At 68.5% G+C, this 17,322-nt stretch carries 12 protein-coding genes; 10 read left to right on the top strand and 2 right to left on the bottom strand.

What is annotated here, in order from left to right:
- Positions 1 to 106 precede the first annotated feature (106 nt).
- The 9 genes from KV110_RS30910 to gatB all read left to right on the top strand — a co-directional run bounded on the left by KV110_RS30910 (position 107) and on the right by gatB (position 12,485).
- Complete coding sequence (locus tag KV110_RS30910; RefSeq protein ID WP_218470701.1) at positions 107 to 1,435, top strand: sensor histidine kinase; 1,329 nt, start codon at positions 107 to 109, stop codon at positions 1,433 to 1,435.
- Positions 1,432 to 2,127 carry a response regulator gene (locus KV110_RS30905; protein ID WP_218470700.1) on the top strand — a complete coding sequence of 232 codons (696 nt, stop codon included), beginning with the start codon at positions 1,432 to 1,434 and terminating at the stop codon, positions 2,125 to 2,127. The genes KV110_RS30910 and KV110_RS30905 overlap by 4 nt, the downstream gene beginning before the upstream one ends.
- A gap of 136 nt (positions 2,128 to 2,263) precedes the next feature.
- On the top strand, positions 2,264 to 4,648 hold the full coding sequence (locus KV110_RS30900) for a serine/threonine-protein kinase (protein WP_423710056.1): 2,385 nt from the start codon (positions 2,264 to 2,266) through the stop codon (positions 4,646 to 4,648).
- Complete coding sequence (locus tag KV110_RS30895) at positions 4,638 to 5,528, top strand: hypothetical protein (protein WP_246634092.1); 891 nt, start codon at positions 4,638 to 4,640, stop codon at positions 5,526 to 5,528. Before KV110_RS30900 ends, KV110_RS30895 begins: the two co-directional genes overlap by 11 nt.
- Positions 5,529 to 5,639: 111 nt before the next feature.
- On the top strand, positions 5,640 to 7,496 hold the full coding sequence (locus KV110_RS30890) for a protein kinase domain-containing protein (protein ID WP_218470698.1): 1,857 nt from the start codon (positions 5,640 to 5,642) through the stop codon (positions 7,494 to 7,496).
- Between the two features lie 71 nt (positions 7,497 to 7,567).
- Positions 7,568 to 8,602: an ATP-dependent 6-phosphofructokinase gene (locus tag KV110_RS30885; protein WP_218470697.1), complete on the top strand. Its 1,035-nt coding sequence runs from the start codon at positions 7,568 to 7,570 to the stop codon at positions 8,600 to 8,602.
- Positions 8,603 to 8,677: 75 nt separating this feature from the next.
- Entirely contained in the window at positions 8,678 to 9,121 is a 444-nt protein-coding gene (locus KV110_RS30880; RefSeq protein WP_218470696.1) for a hypothetical protein, read from the top strand.
- 258 nt (positions 9,122 to 9,379) lie between these two features.
- Positions 9,380 to 10,765 carry an alpha/beta hydrolase family protein gene (locus KV110_RS30875; RefSeq protein WP_218470695.1) on the top strand — a complete coding sequence of 462 codons (1,386 nt, stop codon included), beginning with the start codon at positions 9,380 to 9,382 and terminating at the stop codon, positions 10,763 to 10,765.
- A 214-nt stretch (positions 10,766 to 10,979) separates the two neighbouring features.
- Positions 10,980 to 12,485: an Asp-tRNA(Asn)/Glu-tRNA(Gln) amidotransferase subunit GatB gene (gene gatB / locus KV110_RS30870; protein ID WP_218470694.1), complete on the top strand. Its 1,506-nt coding sequence runs from the start codon at positions 10,980 to 10,982 to the stop codon at positions 12,483 to 12,485.
- Positions 12,486 to 12,838: 353 nt separating this feature from the next.
- Here gatB and KV110_RS30865 read toward each other — a convergent pair whose 3' ends face one another.
- Entirely contained in the window at positions 12,839 to 13,939 is a 1,101-nt protein-coding gene (locus tag KV110_RS30865; RefSeq protein ID WP_218470693.1) for a PQQ-dependent sugar dehydrogenase, read from the bottom strand.
- Positions 13,940 to 14,136: 197 nt separating this feature from the next.
- Here KV110_RS30865 and KV110_RS30860 point away from each other — a divergent pair, with 197 nt between their 5' ends.
- Entirely contained in the window at positions 14,137 to 14,994 is an 858-nt protein-coding gene (locus KV110_RS30860; protein WP_218470692.1) for a DoxX family protein, read from the top strand.
- Between the two features lie 275 nt (positions 14,995 to 15,269).
- Here the strand turns inward: KV110_RS30860 and ilvD are convergent, their stop codons facing one another.
- Positions 15,270 to 17,111, bottom strand: coding sequence for a dihydroxy-acid dehydratase (ilvD, locus tag KV110_RS30855; RefSeq protein WP_218470691.1), 1,842 nt, complete (start codon positions 17,109 to 17,111; stop codon positions 15,270 to 15,272).
- Between the last annotated feature and the right edge of the window lie 211 nt (positions 17,112 to 17,322).

Here is a 17,322-nt window from a genome sequence, read left to right as displayed (position 1 = left end):
GGCTGTCGTCGTGCCAGGGACCCGAATTGATCTCCACCCACGGTAGGAGAAGCAGACCGCTTCCGGAACGATGCACGGGCCGGTATCGGGCGGTTAGCCTTACGCCATGGGTGTGATCGGCGTCTCCGCCCCGGCCGGCGGGCCGGTGACCCGCGGGTTCCGGCGCGTGCTGGTCTACCTGCGGCAGTCGCGGGATCGCATCGTCGAATTCGCGCGGCAGCCGGTGGTCTCGTTCCAGCGCCGGGTCGAGGAACTGCCCTTCGATTACCCGCCGTCGGTGATCATCACGGTGGATCTGGCACTGCTCATCGTCGCCATCGCGGCGGCGGTCCAGCGGCACAGCTACTTTCCGACCGCCCTTCCGATCTTCGCCGTGCTGTTGACCTCCGCCTTCGGACCGATGTACGCCTTCCTTGGCGTGATGCCAAGGCCGGTGACGCTCGGGCTGTTCGCGATGGCGGCCGAGGCGCTGTTCCTCGCCCAGCCCGTCTCGCCGGACCTCGCGCCGTTCATTTTGGTGGCCGCGGCCGGTGAGGTGTCGGCGATCGCGCCGAAGCGGATCAGCGTGCCGACCGCCGTCGCGATGATGGTGGAACTGGTGGTCTTCGAGGCGAACGGGCATCTGCAAGGCCTGCCGAGCTATCTGGTCAGCGTCGCATTCGGCTGGATGGCCGGGGTGATGCTGCAATACCAGCGCCGATTCCTGTATCAGGAGCGCGGGTTCCAGAACATCAGGGCGGCACAGGCGGCCGACGAGGAGCGCAGGCGGATCGCCCGCGAGGTGCACGACGTGATCGCGCATTCGCTGAGCATCACCCTGCTGCATCTGACCGCGGCGCGGCGCGCGCTGCAAACCGATCGCGAAGTCGACGAGGCGGTGGACGCGCTCACCGAGGCCGAGCAGCTCGGCCGCCAGGCGATGGCCGATATCCGGCGCACCGTCGGCCTGCTCGACGCGCGGCCGTCCAAACAGGCGCCGGAACCGGGCGTCGAGGACATCGCGGGCCTGGTCGGCGATTTCGTGCGGGCCGGACTCGATGTGCGTTATGTGTGCCCCGACGACCTGCGCGCGGTCTCGCCCGCGGTCGGGCTCGCGCTGTATCGAATAGGTCAGGAGTCGCTGGCCAACGTCGTCAAACACGCGCCGGGTGCATCCGCGTCCGTCCGGGTGGCGGTGGATGCCGCGGCGGTGACGTTGACCGTCGACAACACGTTGCCCGCCGGTGTGCCCGCGCAGCCGGGCAAGGGGATGGGGATCTCGGGGATGACGCAGCGCGCCGAACTGCTCGGCGGCCGACTGCTCGCGGGCCAGCACGACGGTGGCTGGTCGGTCCGCGCGTCCATTCCGCTGGCTCCGGTCCGCGGCGGATTCGCTTGCACGTCTTGGCCCGGTGTGCCGCACGGCGGTGCGTCGACGACACGGGAGGCTCTGTGACAGCCGCATCGCCCGCGGGCGCCGAGGACGCGGTCACCGTCCTGGTGGTCGACGATCAGGAGCTGGTGCGCGGTGGGCTACGCCGCATCCTGCGCCGCCGCGACGGGTTCGTCGTCAGCGAATGCGCCGACGGCGACGAGGTGCTCGACGCGGTGGCGGCCGACCGGCCCGACGTGGTGCTGATGGATCTGCGGATGAAACGGGTCGGCGGCATCGACGCCACCCGCATCCTGCGCGCCCGCGAAGGAGCACCACCGGTGCTGGTGCTGACCACCTTCGATGACGACCAGTTGCTGTCCGGTGCGCTGCGAGCCGGTGCGGCCGGGTTCATCCTCAAGGATTCGCCCGCCGAGGACCTCATTCGCGCGGTGCGGATGGTCGCGGGCGGCGGCGCCTGGCTGGACCCGTCGGTCACCGAACGCGTGCTGACGGCCTATCGCACCGTGCGGCCGAGCCCGATCCGGACCAACGCCAGGCTCTCCGACCTGACCGCGCGCGAGTACGAAGTGCTCGAATTGATCGGCCGCGGCCGGGTTAACGCGGAGATCGCTCGCGAACTGGGGATCTCGGAAGTGACCGTGAAAAGCCATGTCGGACACATATTCGGCAAGCTGGAGCTGCGCGATCGGGCCGCGGCGATCGTGTTTGCGTTTGACCACGGGGTGGTGACACCCGGAGAATCCACTCTTTGACGGGCAGGCGTCGCGAGAGTTATGCGTGCATTCCTGGCCCGGGATGTGGAGGATTGACGGGGTGGAGGCACCTGGGCCGAGAACCGGTACACGGTTCGGGCCGTACGAATTGCGATCGCTGCTGGGCAAGGGGGGCATGGGCGAGGTCTACGAGGCCTATGACACGGTGAAGGGCCGGGTGGTGGCGGTCAAGCTGCTGCACGAGGAACTCGCCGGTGACCCGACCTACCAGTTGCGGTTCCGACGGGAATCGCAAGCGGCCGCGCGCGTTGCCGAACCGCACATCATCCCCATCCACGACTGGGGCGTCATCGACGGTGTGCTGTTCATCGACATGATGCTGGTGCCCGGCGTCGATCTGCGCACCCTGCTACGCAAGGAAGGGCCGCTGAGTCCCGTTCGCGCGGTGGGCATCATCGAACAGATCGCCTCGGCATTGGACGCCGCGCACGCGGGCGGGCTGATCCATCGCGACGTCAAACCGGCGAATATCCTGGTCACGGCAGCGGATTTCGCCTACCTCGCCGACTTCGGCATCGCACACACCGAGGGCGACAGCGCCGTCACGGTGGTCGGCATGGCCGTCGGCTCCTACATCTACATGGCGCCAGAACGATTCGACGTCGCCCAGGTCACCGGACGCGCGGATATCTATTCGCTGTCCTGCGTGCTGCACGAGTGCCTGACCGGAGCGTCTCCCTTCCCGGCGGCCAGCATGAATGTGCTGATCAAGTCGCACCTCTCCGATCCGCCACCGCGGCCGAGCGCGCAGCAGGCAGGCATTCCGGCCGGGCTGGACGCGGTGATCAGCCGGGGCATGGCCAAGGACCCGGCCGATCGATGGCCGACCGCGGCCGCGTTGGCGATGGCCGCGCGCGACGCGCTGTCGAGTGCGCCCTCGACCAATCTGCCGCCGGTGGGTGCGGCACCGGCAGGCGTGCCAGCGGCCAACGTGCCGCCGCAGACCGGACCGATGCTGGTGGTCCGTGCGCCCGCATCCGCCGGGTCGGGGGTGGTGCCGCCGGAGTCGACGGGGGAGATCTCCGCGGTGATCCTGCCCAGCGGGCCGACCGTGGTTCGGCCGACCGAAACCCAGTTCACGCCGCTGTCATCGCAGCAGGAGCCGGTGCCGCCGTTGGCGCCGCCCGCCCGGTGGACACCGGACCAAGCGCTGCCGCCGGTACGGCCGTTTCCTGATGCGCATCTGTACTCGGAGCAATCTGGAGGACAGGCGTACTCGGAACAGGCTGGGGGACCGCCGTATTCGGAGAGCGGTGCGCAGCCGTACTCGGATCAGTTCGAGACGCAGGTTTATTCGGAGCAGTCTGGGAGTCAGCCGTACCCGGAGCAGTATGGGGCGCAGGCTTATTCGGATCGGCCAGGGGCTGAGGCGTACCCCGAGCAGTCCGGGGGTCAGTCGTATCCGGAGGAGTCCGGAGCACAGTCGTACTCGGAGGAGACCCGCGCACAGTCGTACCCGGACCAGCCAGGGGCGCAAGCGTACTCCGAAGGGTTCGAGGCACAGCCGCACGCGGAGCACCCCAAGGCGGAGGCGTACTCGGACCAGCCCGGGGCCTACGGTTATCCAGAATCTCCCCAGGCGTATTCGGAGCACCCGCCGAATCAGGGTTATCCGGAACATCCCGGCGCGCAGGCGTATTCGGCGGAGCAGCCCTACCCGGACGGGCAAGCGTATTTCGACGCTCAGGAGTACGAGACCCGGCGATTCCCGGATGCGCAGGGTTACCAGCCGCCCCCGGTCCACGACGACTATCCAGCCGATTACTCGGCCACCCAGGCCTATTCGGCCCCCGCCGCATACTCTCCGCCACAAGCGTATTCCGCGCCTGACGAGTATTCCGGCCCCGCAGCGTATTCCGACCACGGCGGCCATGCGCGTCCCGACTATCCGCCGCAGAGCAACTACGCGAACCGAGGCGAGTACCAGGGCCAGGGCTACGCGGACGACTACGCGGACTACGGACCCGAGGAAGACCCGTACGACGACACGGGCAAGCGGCGATCCATCGTGCTGCCCATTCTGGTCGCGGTCGCCACGATCGTCGTGATCGCGGTAGTCGGTGCGGTCGGCTGGCAGGTATTCGGCTCCACGAAGGTCGCGCCGACGTCCGACCAGCATGCGGGCGCTCCCGCGCCGACTGCTGCCCCGCAGGCCACGACACCGGGCACGTCATCGGCACCGCCGGTCACCTCCACCCCGGCCAAGCCGACCACGGTCACTCTGCCCGCCGGTGCGAAGCCGTGCAGCCAAGGCGATTCGGCATCCGGCGGGTTCAGCAAGTCCGCCACCGGCTCCGCCGCGACGACCTGCGCGTTCGCCGAGGAAGTCCGCCGGGTGTACGCCCAGACCAGTACCTCGCAGAATGTTTCGCGAGAGGCGCCGCGCACAGTGGTGGCCACCAGCCCGGTCACCGGCCGGACCTACACGATGAATTGCCTCAGCGAAGGCCAGCTCGTCACGTGCAGTGGCGGCGAAAACGCGGTGGTGTATGTATATTGATCGATTCCGTGCGGCTCGGGTGCGAAAAGCATTGAGCTGTGCGGCATTAGCCGTATTCCTGGTGGCCGGATGCGGTTCCGGTACCGACCATTCGACGTCGGATGAGACCAGCATTACCGAGGCCGCGTCGCACGCGGACCAAAAGGGTCTGTCCATCACCGTCCCCGGCACCCTGGCGGCGAGCGTCGCCGAGTTGCAGGCCGGTGTGCGCGGACATCTCGGCATGGCGATCATGCCGGTCGGCGGCGACCAGGTGGTCAGCTTCGGTGACTGGACCACCGGCCCCGCTTGGTCGACGATGAAGGTGCCGTTGACGATTGCCGCACTGCGCCGCAACGCGGGCACCTCCACCTATGCCGCGACGGCGGCGATCACCGCGTCCGACAATGCCGCCGCCGAGACGTTGTGGCAATCACTGGGCACCGGTCAGGAGGCGGCCCAGGCCGTGCAGTCGGTGCTCCGCGAGGGCGGCGACACCAAAACCACCGTGCCCGCCAGCCGAACCAGGCCCGACCATTCGGCGTTCGGTCAGGCGGAATGGTCACTCGCCGAACAGGTCCGGTTCGCCTCACGGCTGCCTTGCCTGCCGCAGTCCGACGCCGTCATCGACCTGATGGAACAGGTCCAGCCTGCCCAGCGCTGGGGGCTCGGCGCCTTCACCGGCGCCGAATTCAAGGGCGGCTGGGGCCCGAACGCCGCGGGCGCGTACCTGGTCCGGCAGTTCGGGTTGCTCTCGACACCGTCGGGACAGATCGCGATCGCGTTCGCCGCACAGGCGGATTCCGGCGCGTTCTCCGACGGGATGACGATGCTGGACAAGCTGGCCACCGCTGTCTCCCAGCACCTGGACGAGCTGCCCGGCGGTCGGTGCCCCGCCTGATCCGCCGCGATTTGACCGGGTAACGGCTACCCCTGACAATCCCGACGTATCGGATGTAGGCCACCTGGCCTGCGGTGCGCCGGGTCGCGCACGTGAGGTGGAGGTGACGGGGTGGACGGACCGCGGACGAGGATCGGGACTCGATTCGGTCCATACGAGCTGCGCTCGCTGCTCGGTCGCGGTGGCATGGGCGAGGTCTACGAGGCCTACGACACCGTGAAGGACCGAGTCGTCGCGGTCAAACTGTTGCCGACCGACCTCGCGAAAGACCCGATATTCCAGCAGCGTTTCCGGCGGGAATCGCAGGCGGCCGCGCGGCTGGCCGAACCGCACGTCATCCCGATCCACGACTGGGGCGAGATCGACGGCGTGCTCTACATCGATATGCGGCTGGTCCGCGGCCACGATCTGCGCTCGGTGCTGCGCGGCGACGGCCCGCTGACACCGGCCAGGGCGATCGGCATCATCGAGCAGATCGCCGCCGCGCTGGACGCCGCGCACGCGGAGGGACTGGTGCACCGCGACGTCAAGCCCGCCAACATCCTCGTCACCGCGTCGGACTTCGCCTACCTGGCCGACTTCGGCATCGCCAGGTCGGCGCAGGATCCCGACATGACCGCCACCGGTGCCGCCGCGGTCGGTTCCTACAGCTACATCGCGCCGGAACGGTTCGAGAACGGTCCGGTCACCGGCACGACCGATGTCTACTCGCTGGCCTGCGTGCTGTACGAATGCCTCACCGGCACCCAGCCTTTCCGGGCGGACGCGATGAGTGCGCTCATCCACGCGCATATTTCGACGCCGCCGCCGCGACCCAGCGCCGTCCGGCCAGGCGTGCCCGCCGCCCTGGACGAGGTGATCGCGCGGGGGATGGCGAAGCGACCCACGGACCGCTACTCGACCGCGGGTGGGCTGGCATCGGCGGCGAAATCGGCGCTCACCGGCCGCGCGATCGTCGCGGTCACCGAATTGCCGACCGACCGCATGGGTGCCGTGCCGCCCAAAGCGCCACCCACGGTGGTGTTTCCGAACGTCGGGCCCGCGTTGCTCGCGAATGCTCTTCCGACGGACGCGATTCCGCGGCAGTCGGCACCGGAACAGAGACAGCGTGGGTCGAGCCGGATCGTGCGGCCGGAGTCGAGTCGTGGGCCGGGCCAGCAGTCGGAACCAAGTCGCGGACCGGGCCAGTGGTCGGAGTCGAGTCGTGAGCCTGACTGGCGAGCGGAACCGAGTCGTGAGCCGGACTGGCGGCCGGAGTCGAACCGCGTGCCGGGCCGGGAGTCGGGACCGAGTCGCGGGCCGGGCCAGTGGCTGGAGTCGAGTCGCGTGCCGGAGCGACGGCCGGAGTCGAGCCGCGTGCCGGAGCGACAATCGGAGTCGAACCGCAGGCCGGGCGAGCGGCTGGAGTCGAGCCGTGAGCCGGACGAGCAGTCGGACCATCGGAGCGAACCGGCTCGCCGGGAGCCGCACCGAGTCCAGGCGCCGAGCCATGATCGCGTCGAACGCGCGGAAGCTGACCGAACACCGGTGGCCGCAGAATCGGAAAGCCTGTCCGCTCCGGCCACATCCAAGCGTCGGTCCCGAGCCGACCGGTTCCGAATGGTCGGTGCGCTCTTCGTCGTCGCGATTGCACTCGCGGGCGTCCTCGGCTGGCTGAATCGGGACGCGTTCACCAATCGGCCCGCCGCTCCGACGCTCGCGCCGGTGCCCGCCACCGCCACCGGATGCGCCACCAAGTACCCGCCCGCCGGCCGTTTCACCTATTCCGCGATCGGCAGCGGCGTCACCTCATGCGAATTCGCCGAGGAACTCCGCAAGGCCTATAGCGCGGGACCCGATACCGACGGCACCCGCCAGATCACCGCGTTCAGCCCCACCACGCAGCGGGAATACACCATGGACTGCACCACCCGCGACGGCCTGGTCACCTGCACCGGCGGCGAGAACGCGATCGTCTACATCTACTGAAAGATTGTTGATATCCAGGCTTCACGGGGGTCGGCCTGCCAAGCGCGGCCGGGCGGGGCAAGATAGCGGCCATGCGCATCGGAGTCTTGACCGGAGGCGGAGACTGCCCTGGACTGAACGCGGTGATCCGTGCCGTCGTTCGCACCGCGAACGGCCGCTACGGCGACGCGATCGTCGGGTTCGAGGACGGCTGGCGCGGTCTATTGGAGGATCGCAAGATCCACCTCCACAACGATGACCGCACCGACCGGCTGCTCGCCAAGGGCGGCACCATCCTCGGCACCGCACGCACCAACCCCGACGTGCTGCGCGCCGGGCTCGGCCGGATCAAACGGACCCTGGACGACAACGGCATCGACGCACTGATCCCGATCGGCGGCGAGGGCACGCTCACCGCGGCGAGCTGGCTGTCCGACGAAGGTGTTCCGGTGGTCGGCGTGCCGAAGACCATCGACAACGACATCGACTGCACCGACGTCACTTTCGGCCACGACACGGCGCTGAGCATTGCCAGCGAGGCGATCGACCGGCTGCACACCACCGCGGAATCGCATCAGCGGGTGATGCTGGTCGAGGTGATGGGGCGGCACGCGGGCTGGATCGCGGTGAACGCGGGCATGGCGTCGGGTGCGCACCTGACCCTGGTGCCCGAGGTGCCCTTCGACGTGGACGAGGTGTGCGCCATGATCAAGCGCCGCTTCCAGCGCGGCGACAAGCACTTCATCTGCGTCGTCGCCGAAGGTTCGCATCCGGCGGAGAATTCCGGATTCGCCTTGCGCGCGGGCGGTATCGACGAATTCGGGCACGAGCGGTTCACCGGTGTCGCCCAGCAGCTCGGCGCGGAGATCGAACGCCGCATCGGCAAGGAGGTGCGCACCACGGTGCTCGGTCACGTGCAGCGCGGTGGCAGTCCCACGCCGTACGACCGCGTCCTGGCCACCCGCTTCGGACTGCACGCCGCCGAGGCGGTGCATGCCGGTCAGTTCGGGCAGATGGTCGCGCTGCACGGCAGCAATATCGATCTCGTGCCGCTGGCGGAGGCTACCAAGCAGCTCAAGCGGGTTCCGGACGAGCGCTACCGGGAGGCCGAGGCGTTCTTCGGCTGATCGAATTCCGCAGCGGCGCAGTCGATCGGCGCATGGCCGGTCGCAGGCTCCGGCCGCCGGGTTACGCTGGCGGCTATGGCCGACTTACCCGTGAACGACCTGCCGGACGCCGACGTCGCCGTGCTGCGCCGTCGGGCCGCCGCCGCCGGGCTCCCGCTGCTGAGGTACGTGCGCGAAGAGCTGGTCGCGATGGCCCGCCGCCGCACCGCCGACGACACGGTCGTGGAATTCCTGGAGTCCGAGGGTCGCGATCTCATCCCGGATATCGAGATGGACGCCGTAGCCCTCATCGACACCTATGACCTGCCCGCCGACGCACTCGGCGCCTTCAGCCGCCGCGCCTACGCCACCGGCGTACCCCTCGGCGACTACGTCCGCCAGGCCCTGATCACCTCGGCCCGCCGCAGCACCTTCGACGACGTGATGCTGGAATTCCACGAAGCCCAGCAACGGGATCCGAGCCTGAACATCGACATGGAAGCCGTCGCCGCCTCGGCCCGTTACGCGCGCGGGGAGTAGCAACTCCAGCTGCCGCGGCGGGTGCCGCGAACATTCCTGACCGCGCAGGATTTCGATACCGAACTGCGGCAATTGCTGGACTCGGCCCGCGTCTGGCCGACTGCCCGCGATAACGCGTGCGGAACCGCTTCCCGGCCCACGGTGAACTCGGTCGCATGCTGAAATCTGGGGTACCTCGCAGGGGCTGCCGATTGTGATGTTGGTCCGACGTCCAGCTGCGCGGCTGGTGGACGAGGGCTCGTCTGTACTGTGGATTTCATGCGCACTGGTAGAGCGATTGCGTTGGCTCTGTTCATGATTGCCGTGTTGGTTGCGGGATGTTCGTCGGGGTCGGACTCGAATCCGCCCGAGCCGACCACCGGTGATTGGCACGGGGCGATCGAGGTGCCAGGGCGGCCGACCGAGGTCGGAGTGACGTTCACCGACAAGGGCACGGCCACCATCGACATCCCCACCCAGGGCGTGACGGCGGTGGAATTGAAGGACGTGAAGTCCGACCGGAACGAGGTGTCCTTCGCGATCGCCGACATCCCGGGCGACCCGAAGTTCCGCGGCGCCTACGACCAGGGCAGCGACCGCATCACCGGCGACTTCGTGCAGGGCGGGCAGACGTTCAAACTCGCACTGCAGCGCGGCAAGATCGCCCCGCTCGCCCGCCCGCAGGAACCGAAGCCGCCGTTCCCGTACCAGTCCGAGGACGTCACCTACCGCAATGGCGATCTGCCCATCGCGGGCACCCTGACCAAACCCGAGGGCAACGGGCCGTTCCCGGCGGTCCTGTTGATTACCGGCAGTGGCCCGCAGGACCGCGACGAAGGTTTGATGGGCCATAAGCCCTTCCTGTTGATCGCGGACACGCTGACCAAGGCCGGTTACGCGGTCCTGCGCACCGACGACCGCGGCGTCGGCGGCACCGGCGGCAAGCTGGACGACGCGAACTACACCGACCTGTCCAATGATGTCGCGGCCGGTGTCGGCTTCCTGCGCGGACGCCCGGACATCGATCCGACCCGCGTCGGCCTGCTCGGGCACAGCGAAGGTGGCTACCTCGCGCCACTGGTCGCCGCGCGTCCCGATAGCGGTGTCGCCTTCTTGATCCTGATGGCCGGACCGGGCGTGTCCGGCCACGATGTGCTCGTCGAGCAGACCCGGCTGATTGCCGCGGCAGGCGGCGCCCCCGCCGACGTCATCGACACCCGAGTGCGGCAGACGGCCGAGCTCGCGGCACTGCTGAAGGCGGGTGACCTGGCGGGCGCGAAGGAACTGGTGCGCAAGCAGAACGAGGCCAAGCCCGCCGAGGAGCGCGCCCCGGAATCCGAGGTCACGGCGGGGATCACGCCGTACCTGGCCGCCCTCGTCGCCTACGAACCGGGGCCGGCCCTGTCCGCCCTCCGTGTTCCGGTGCTGGCGTTCTTCGGGGAAAAGGATCTCCAGGTGCCGCCGAGTCAGAGCGAACCCGCGATGCGCAGTGCCCTCGCCGCGAACCCTGATGCCACGATCCACGTCTTCCCCGGCCTCAACCATCTGATGCAGCCCACCGAAACCGGGTTTCCCGGCGAATACAGCACGATCGAGACGACCGTCTCGCCGGACGTGCTCAGCTATGTGACGGGGTGGTTGACGCAGCGGGTCCCGCCGAAGTAGGTGGGGGTGTGAGCGAGCGTCAGCGAGCGAACCAGAGATACAGCGCGCCTGGGCGCACGACGGAGCCGAGCGCCAGCGAGGTGGAGTCGTGAGCGAGCGTCAGCGAGCGAACCAGAGATACAGCGCGCCTGGGCGCACGACGGAGCCGAGCGCCAGCGAGGTGGAGTCGTGAGCCCCTGCGTTCCCGCTCGAGGGCTTACATAGACTGTTGGCCATGAGTGCACCCACAGTCGACTTGATGGATTATTCGGATGTCATCGCCCGGTTCGAGCCGGTGCTTGGCATGGAGGTCCACGTCGAGCTGTCCACCGCAACCAAGATGTTCTGCGGTTGCCCGACCGAGTTCGGCGCCGACGCCAACACCCAGGTGTGCCCGGTGTGCCTCGGCCTGCCTGGCTCGCTGCCGGTGGTGAACGAGAAGGCCGTGGAATCGGCGATCCGCATCGGCCTCGCGCTGAACTGTTCGATCACCCCGTGGGGCCGGTTCGCGCGCAAGAACTACTTCTACCCGGATCAGCCGAAGAACTACCAGATCAGCCAGTACGACGAGCCGATCGCCACTAACGGCTACCTCGACGTGCTGCTCGACGACGGCAGCACCTTCCGGGTGGAGATCGAGCGCGCGCACATGGAGGAGGACACCGGCAAGTCGACCCACGTCGGCGGTGCGACCGGCCGCATCCACGGCGCCAGCCACTCGCTGCTCGACTACAACCGGGCTGGTGTGCCGCTGGTCGAGATCGTCACCAAGCCGATCACCGGTGCGGGCGAGCGGGCCCCCGAGGTCGCTCGCGCGTACGTGACCGCATTGCGTGAGGTGCTCAAGTCGCTCGGTGTGTCCGACGTCAAGATGGAGCAGGGTTCGCTGCGCTGCGACGCCAACGTGTCGCTGATGCCGCTCGGCGCAAGGGAATTCGGCACCCGCACCGAGACCAAGAACGTGAACTCGCTCAGGAGCGTCGAGGTCGCCGTCCGCTTCGAGATGCGCCGCCAGGCCGCGGTGCTGGCGAACGGCGGCACCATCGTGCAGGAGACCAGGCACTTCCACGAGACCGACGGCACCACCTCGCCCGGCCGCGTCAAGGAGACCTCCGAGGACTACCGCTACTTCCCCGAGCCGGACCTGGAACCCGTTGCGCCCGAGCCGGAATGGGTGGACGAGTTGCGCGGCACGATTCCGGAATACCCGTGGCTGCGCCGCTCGCGCATCCAGTCCGACTGGGGCCTGTCCGACGAGGTGATGCGCGACCTCGTCAACGCGGGCGCACTCGACCTCATCATCGCCACCGTCGACGCGGGCGCCCCCGCGAACGAGGCCCGCTCCTGGTGGGTCGCCTACCTCACCGAAAAGGCCAAGGAGCGCGAGGTTTCGCTGGAGGATCTGCCGATCACCCCCGCCCAGGTCGCCGAGGTGATCAACCTGGTCGAGGCGAAGACGGTGAACAACAAGGTCGCCAAGCAGGTCGTCGACTTCGTGCTCGCGGGCGAAGGTGAACCCGCGCAGATCGTCGAAGCCAAGGGCCTCGGCATGGTCAGCGACGACAGCGCCCTCCAAGCCGAGGTCGAAAAGGCGCTCGCCGCAAACCCGGACATCGCCGAGAAGATCCGCTCCGGCAAGGTCCAGGCCGCAGGCAAGATCGTCGGCGACGTCATGAAGGCGACCCGCGGACAAGCCGACGCGGCACGCGTGCGCGAGTTGGTCATCGCCGCTTGTAGCTGAGAGTCACTGCGCGCAGCGGGTTTTCGTGGTGCGCGCCGGGCTCGCTCGGTAGGTGATCGGCCATGCTTGTCCCAGGGTTTCGGTTTGCTGAGACGTGCTCGGCGGCGGTCGGTGCTTGCCCGAAGCCGGTCGGCCCGCACCTGCTCAGTTGGTGAGTGATGGGCGTGGCGGCCCCAGGTTCGGCTGGTCTGCGGCGAGCTCGGTGGGCATGCGTGCCCACCGGGCCTCGGTTGTTGAGACACGGTGGCTCGGTGGGTAATCGACCGTGGTTGCCGGTGATGGGTTCGGTTGAGTTGATACTGCGACGCAAAAGGGCCGACTCCGTAGAGTCGGCCCTTTGACGTTCGCGCGGCCTAGTCGGGACCGTTTCCACCAGCCTGGGGTGGCGGAATGCGCACTACCCGATCGTCATACGGTCCGGGCTGGCCGTCGGTCTTGTTGACGGTGCCCACCCAGATGGAGCCGTCCGCGCCGACCGCAGCACCGCCGAGTTGCCCGTACTTGTCCTGCGCGAGCAGGGTCGGGGCCGAGGTGACGGCGTGGGTGTTCTGGTCGGCCGCCGCGATGGCGAGGGCCTTCGCCTTGGTCAGTGCGATCGCCACGCCGTCGGTCGCGGCGGCGCAGCCCGCGACGCCGGGGCGGTCGGGCCAGGTCCACGCGGTGGTGACGACACCGTCGCCGCCGAGCCGTTGCAGCCGGTCCTCGACGGCGGTGCGGTCGGTGATCCAGATGCTGTCCTTGCTGTCCCGGCAGACATCACCCGCGATGCCGATGCCCGACACCGCCACCTCCGCGGTGGCGCCGGGCGCAGGGGAGTTCACTCGCAGCAGTTTGCCCGCCAGCGAGGACGGGTTGTTCGCGGCGCCGGGATTGCCCGCGTCGCCGGTCAGCACCAACATCTGGGTGGGTGTGGCGAAGTCGATGGCACCGTGATTTCCGCTGGCGCCCTTCGGGATTCCGGTCAGGATGTCCTTGGGCGGGCCGCCGCCCTCGGCGATGCGCACCACCCGGTTGTCGCTGGCCGTGGTGATGTAGGCGTACATCAGCCCGTCTTCGTGGAAGGTCGGGGAGAGCACGATGTCGCTGAGGCCGCCGTCGCTCGAGCCGTCCACGTCCACCCGGGCCACCTCAGTGGGCGGGGTCTCCGGCGCCACTTTGAGAATGCGCCCGGTGCGCCGCTCGGCAACCAGCGCGCCGTCACCCAGCGCGACAAGACCGCCGGTGGTGTCCAGACAGGTAGCCACCACAGCCGGGTCCGGGTCGATGCAGGGCCCGCTCGGGCGGGTGGTCGACGTCGGCGGCTGCGACGGCTTCTTGGGGTCGATGTTCGCTCCATGCAGCGTCGGCTCCGGCGTGAACGGGCTCGACGCCGAATCATCGAACCGCGCGCATCCGCCCACCAGCACGGACCCGAGCACCAAGCTCACCGCAACCCGACCAACAACCAACCTCATAGCTCAGACGTTACGGAAAACCGTCCCGCAGCGCCCCTCCGGCCCACCGATGAGCCGCACAAGTTTTCCCGCGCCATGCAGAGTTTCCACTCGAACCGCACGAGTTCGGCGAACTGGCTGGGGTCGGCAAAACACCGTGGACCCCCCTCGACGTGTTTGCGGCCCGCTGTCGCGTGGCGCAGCATAGGGTATTGGCCGTGACCGAGAAGCCGAAAGACACATCCGACCCCTCGGCGGCCCAGAGTTCGGTGCCGTCCACGGCCGAGCAGTCGGCGGTGTCGTCCACCGGTCGAGGCGTGACCAGTCCGTACGATTCGCCGACCGAGCAGTTCCCCAAGCTGACCAAGGACGTCCCGCGCACGGACGATGAACTCGGCCTCGACCCCGACGTCCCCCCGGTCGGTGCCAGCGGCACGTCGCCGGACGCGACCCCCGCCTATGCCTACGCGAGCATCCCGCCTGCCGCGAACGCGCCGACCGACACGGGCAGGCTGCGCCGCCGCAACGGCGACGATCGCCGCGGCACACTGGATTTCGGCCTGTTCCTGCTGCGTCTGATCGTCGGCGGAACCTTCATCTACCACGGCCTGCAGAAATTGACCGGCTGGTTCCACGGCCCCGGCCTCGACGGCACCCGCGACTTCATGGAGAAAGGCGGCTGGGATCACCCGACGCTGTCGGCCATCCTGGTCACCGTCGGCGAAGTCGGTGGCGGCGCACTCCTCGTCCTCGGCCTGGCCACCCCGCTAGCCGCGGGCGCAGTCCTCGCGGTCATCCTCGACGCCTGGGCCTGGAAGCAAGGCATGAATCCCGGCTTCCAGTACAAGGCGTCCGTACCGAGTGGCGTCGAACTCGAGAGCATCCTCGCAGGCACCGCCGCCGTCATAATCCTCACCGGCCCCGGCCGCTGGGCCCTCGACCGCAACCGCGGCTGGGCCACCCGCCCCTTCGCCGGCTCCTTCGCCGTCCTCCTCCTAGCCATAGCCGCCGCCGTCCTCGCCTACTGGTACCTCCACGGCGGCAACCCCTTAACCGGCATAGGCCCCTTCAACTAACCACCCCCAACCCACCGGCGCCCCTCGCACCCCGAGGGGCGCCGTTCGTTCACCACCCACCGAGAACCAACCGAAGCGGCGCGAGCGGGACCTGACTGAGCCAAACGTCGAGTGCAGGCTCCGCCATGTCCCGTCGCAACCAGACCTGGGGTGGGGTGGATGGGACTTGGGTGCAGGAGTTGCTGAGTGGGGGCTTGGTGATGTCCCGTTCGAGGGGCGCCACCCGGTTTGCGGGGGGAGGGCAGCGGCGCACCTTGGGGGAGGGGCGCCGGGGGTTAGGGGACGTGGCGGACGGCGCCCTTGTCGGCGGAGGTGGCGAGGGCGGCGTAGGCGCGGAGGGCGGTGGTGACGGGGCGGTCGCGGTTGATGGGTTGCCAGGGGCGTTCGGAGGCTTCCATTTTGGCGCGGCGGTCGGCGAGGACGGGTTCGTCGACGAGGACCTCGAGGGTTCGGGTGCCGACGTCGATGCGGATCTGGTCGCCGTTTTCGATGAGGCCGATGGTGCCGCCGCTGGCTGCTTCGGGGGAGATGTGGCCGATGGACAGGCCCGAGGTACCGCCCGAGAAGCGGCCGTCGGTGATCAGTGCGCACTGCTTGCCGAGACCCGCGCCCTTCAGGAAGGCGGTGGGGTGCAGCATTTCCTGCATGCCGGGGCCGCCAGCAGGGCCCTCGTAGCGGACGACGAGCACGTCGCCGGGCTTGATCTGCTTGTTGAGGATGGCCGAGACCGCTTCCTCCTGGGATTCCACGACGAGCGCGGGTCCCTGGAAGGTGAACAGCTCTTCATCGATGCCCGCGGTCTTGAGCACGGCGCCGTCGGGGGCGATGTTGCCGCGCAACACGACCAGCCCGCCCTCCCGGGTGTAGGCGTGCTCGACATCGCGGATGCAACCGCCCTCGGCATCGGTGTCGAGCGAGGACCAGCGGTTCTCGGTGGAGAACGGCTCGACCGTGCGCACCCCGCCCGGCGCGGCGTGGAACAACTCGATGGCTTCCTCGGATGCCTTGCCGGAGCGGATATCCCAGGTGTCGAGCCACTCGTCGAAGCTGCGCGTGTGCACGGTGCTCACCTCGGTCTCCAGCAGACCGGCCCGGCGCAACTCGCCGAGGATGGCGGGGATGCCACCGGCCCGGTGCACGTCTTCCATGTGGTAGTCGGAGTTGGGTGACACCTTCGACAGGGTCGGCACCCGACGACTGGTCTCCTCGATGGTGTGCAGATCGAAGTCGACCTCACCCTCCCGCGCGGCGGCCAGCGTGTGCAGCACGGTGTTGGTCGAGCCGCCCATTGCCACATCCAGGGCCATAGCGTTGCGGAAAGCCTTGGCGTTGGCGACATTTCGCGGCAGCACGGACGCGTCGTCCGCGCGGTACCAGCGGTTGGCAATGTCGACGACCACGGTGCCCGCCCGCTCGAACAGCGCACGGCGCGCGGCATGGGTGGCCAGCGTGGAACCATTGCCCGGCAACGCGAGTCCCAGCGCCTCGGTGAGGCAGTTCATCGAGTTCGCGGTGAACATGCCGGAGCACGATCCACAGGTCGGGCAGGCGGATCGCTCGATCTCGCTCAAACCCTCGTCGGACACAGCCTGATTCGCGCTCGCCGAGATCGCGGTCACCAGGTCGGTCGGTGCCTGCGCGACACCACCGACGACCACGGCCTTACCGGCCTCCATCGGCCCGCCGGAAACGAACACCGTCGGAATGTTCAGCCGCATAGCGGCATTCAGCATGCCGGGGGTGATCTTGTCGCAGTTCGAGATGCACACCAGCGCGTCGGCGGTGTGCGCGTTCACCATGTATTCGACTGAGTCGGCGATGATTTCGCGCGACGGCAGCGAATAGAGCATGCCACCATGACCCATCGCGATGCCGTCGTCGACGGCGATGGTGTGGAATTCCCGTGGCACACCGCCCGCCGCGCGCACCGCCTCGGCAACGATGTCGCCGACATTCTTCAAGTGCACGTGGCCCGGCACGAACTGCGTGTAGGAGTTCGAGATGGCGACGATCGGCTTGCCGAAGTCGGAATCGGTCATGCCGGTGGCGCGCCAGAGTGCGCGGGCGCCTGCGGCATTGCGGCCGATGGTGGTGGTGCGTGAACGAAGCGGTGGCATTGATGGTCCTCGGTCGGGTCGCGGGGCTGGGGTGCGACTGCGCAGAGTTGGCTCGGCGGCCGCTCCACGGTACTCCCGCGTGGGTAGGGGACTACATGCCGGTCAGAGCGGCTCGTGGCCGTCGTCCTTGACCGTTCTCGCTGTCAGTCCGTGCTGCGTAATGGTGTCGCCGCGAGTGGTGTTCGTCGACGCTGACGGTGTCTCCGGGGGT

This window comes from Nocardia iowensis, from assembly GCF_019222765.1.
In the GTDB taxonomy this organism is placed as follows: Bacteria; Actinomycetota; Actinomycetes; order Mycobacteriales; family Mycobacteriaceae; genus Nocardia; species Nocardia iowensis.
The sequence above is the reverse complement of the archived record's forward strand: the minus strand, read 5'-3'. Positions and strand labels throughout refer to the sequence as shown.

What these genes read in the sequence shown, in the direction of transcription:
- KV110_RS30910 (WP_218470701.1), top strand. Translation starts at nt 107, where the DNA reads ATGGGTGTGATCGGCGTCTCCGCCCCGGCCGGCGGGCCGGTGACCCGC.
- KV110_RS30900 (WP_423710056.1), top strand. Translation starts at nt 2,264, where the DNA reads ATGGGCGAGGTCTACGAGGCCTATGACACGGTGAAGGGCCGGGTGGTG.
- KV110_RS30895 (WP_246634092.1), top strand. Translation starts at nt 4,638, where the DNA reads ATGTATATTGATCGATTCCGTGCGGCTCGGGTGCGAAAAGCATTGAGC.
- KV110_RS30885 (WP_218470697.1), top strand. Translation starts at nt 7,568, where the DNA reads ATGCGCATCGGAGTCTTGACCGGAGGCGGAGACTGCCCTGGACTGAAC.
- KV110_RS30880 (WP_218470696.1), top strand. Translation starts at nt 8,678, where the DNA reads ATGGCCGACTTACCCGTGAACGACCTGCCGGACGCCGACGTCGCCGTG.
- KV110_RS30875 (WP_218470695.1), top strand. Translation starts at nt 9,380, where the DNA reads ATGCGCACTGGTAGAGCGATTGCGTTGGCTCTGTTCATGATTGCCGTG.
- gatB (WP_218470694.1), top strand. Translation starts at nt 10,980, where the DNA reads ATGAGTGCACCCACAGTCGACTTGATGGATTATTCGGATGTCATCGCC.
- KV110_RS30865 (WP_218470693.1), bottom strand. Translation starts at nt 13,939, where the DNA reads ATGAGGTTGGTTGTTGGTCGGGTTGCGGTGAGCTTGGTGCTCGGGTCC.
- ilvD (WP_218470691.1), bottom strand. Translation starts at nt 17,111, where the DNA reads ATGCCACCGCTTCGTTCACGCACCACCACCATCGGCCGCAATGCCGCA.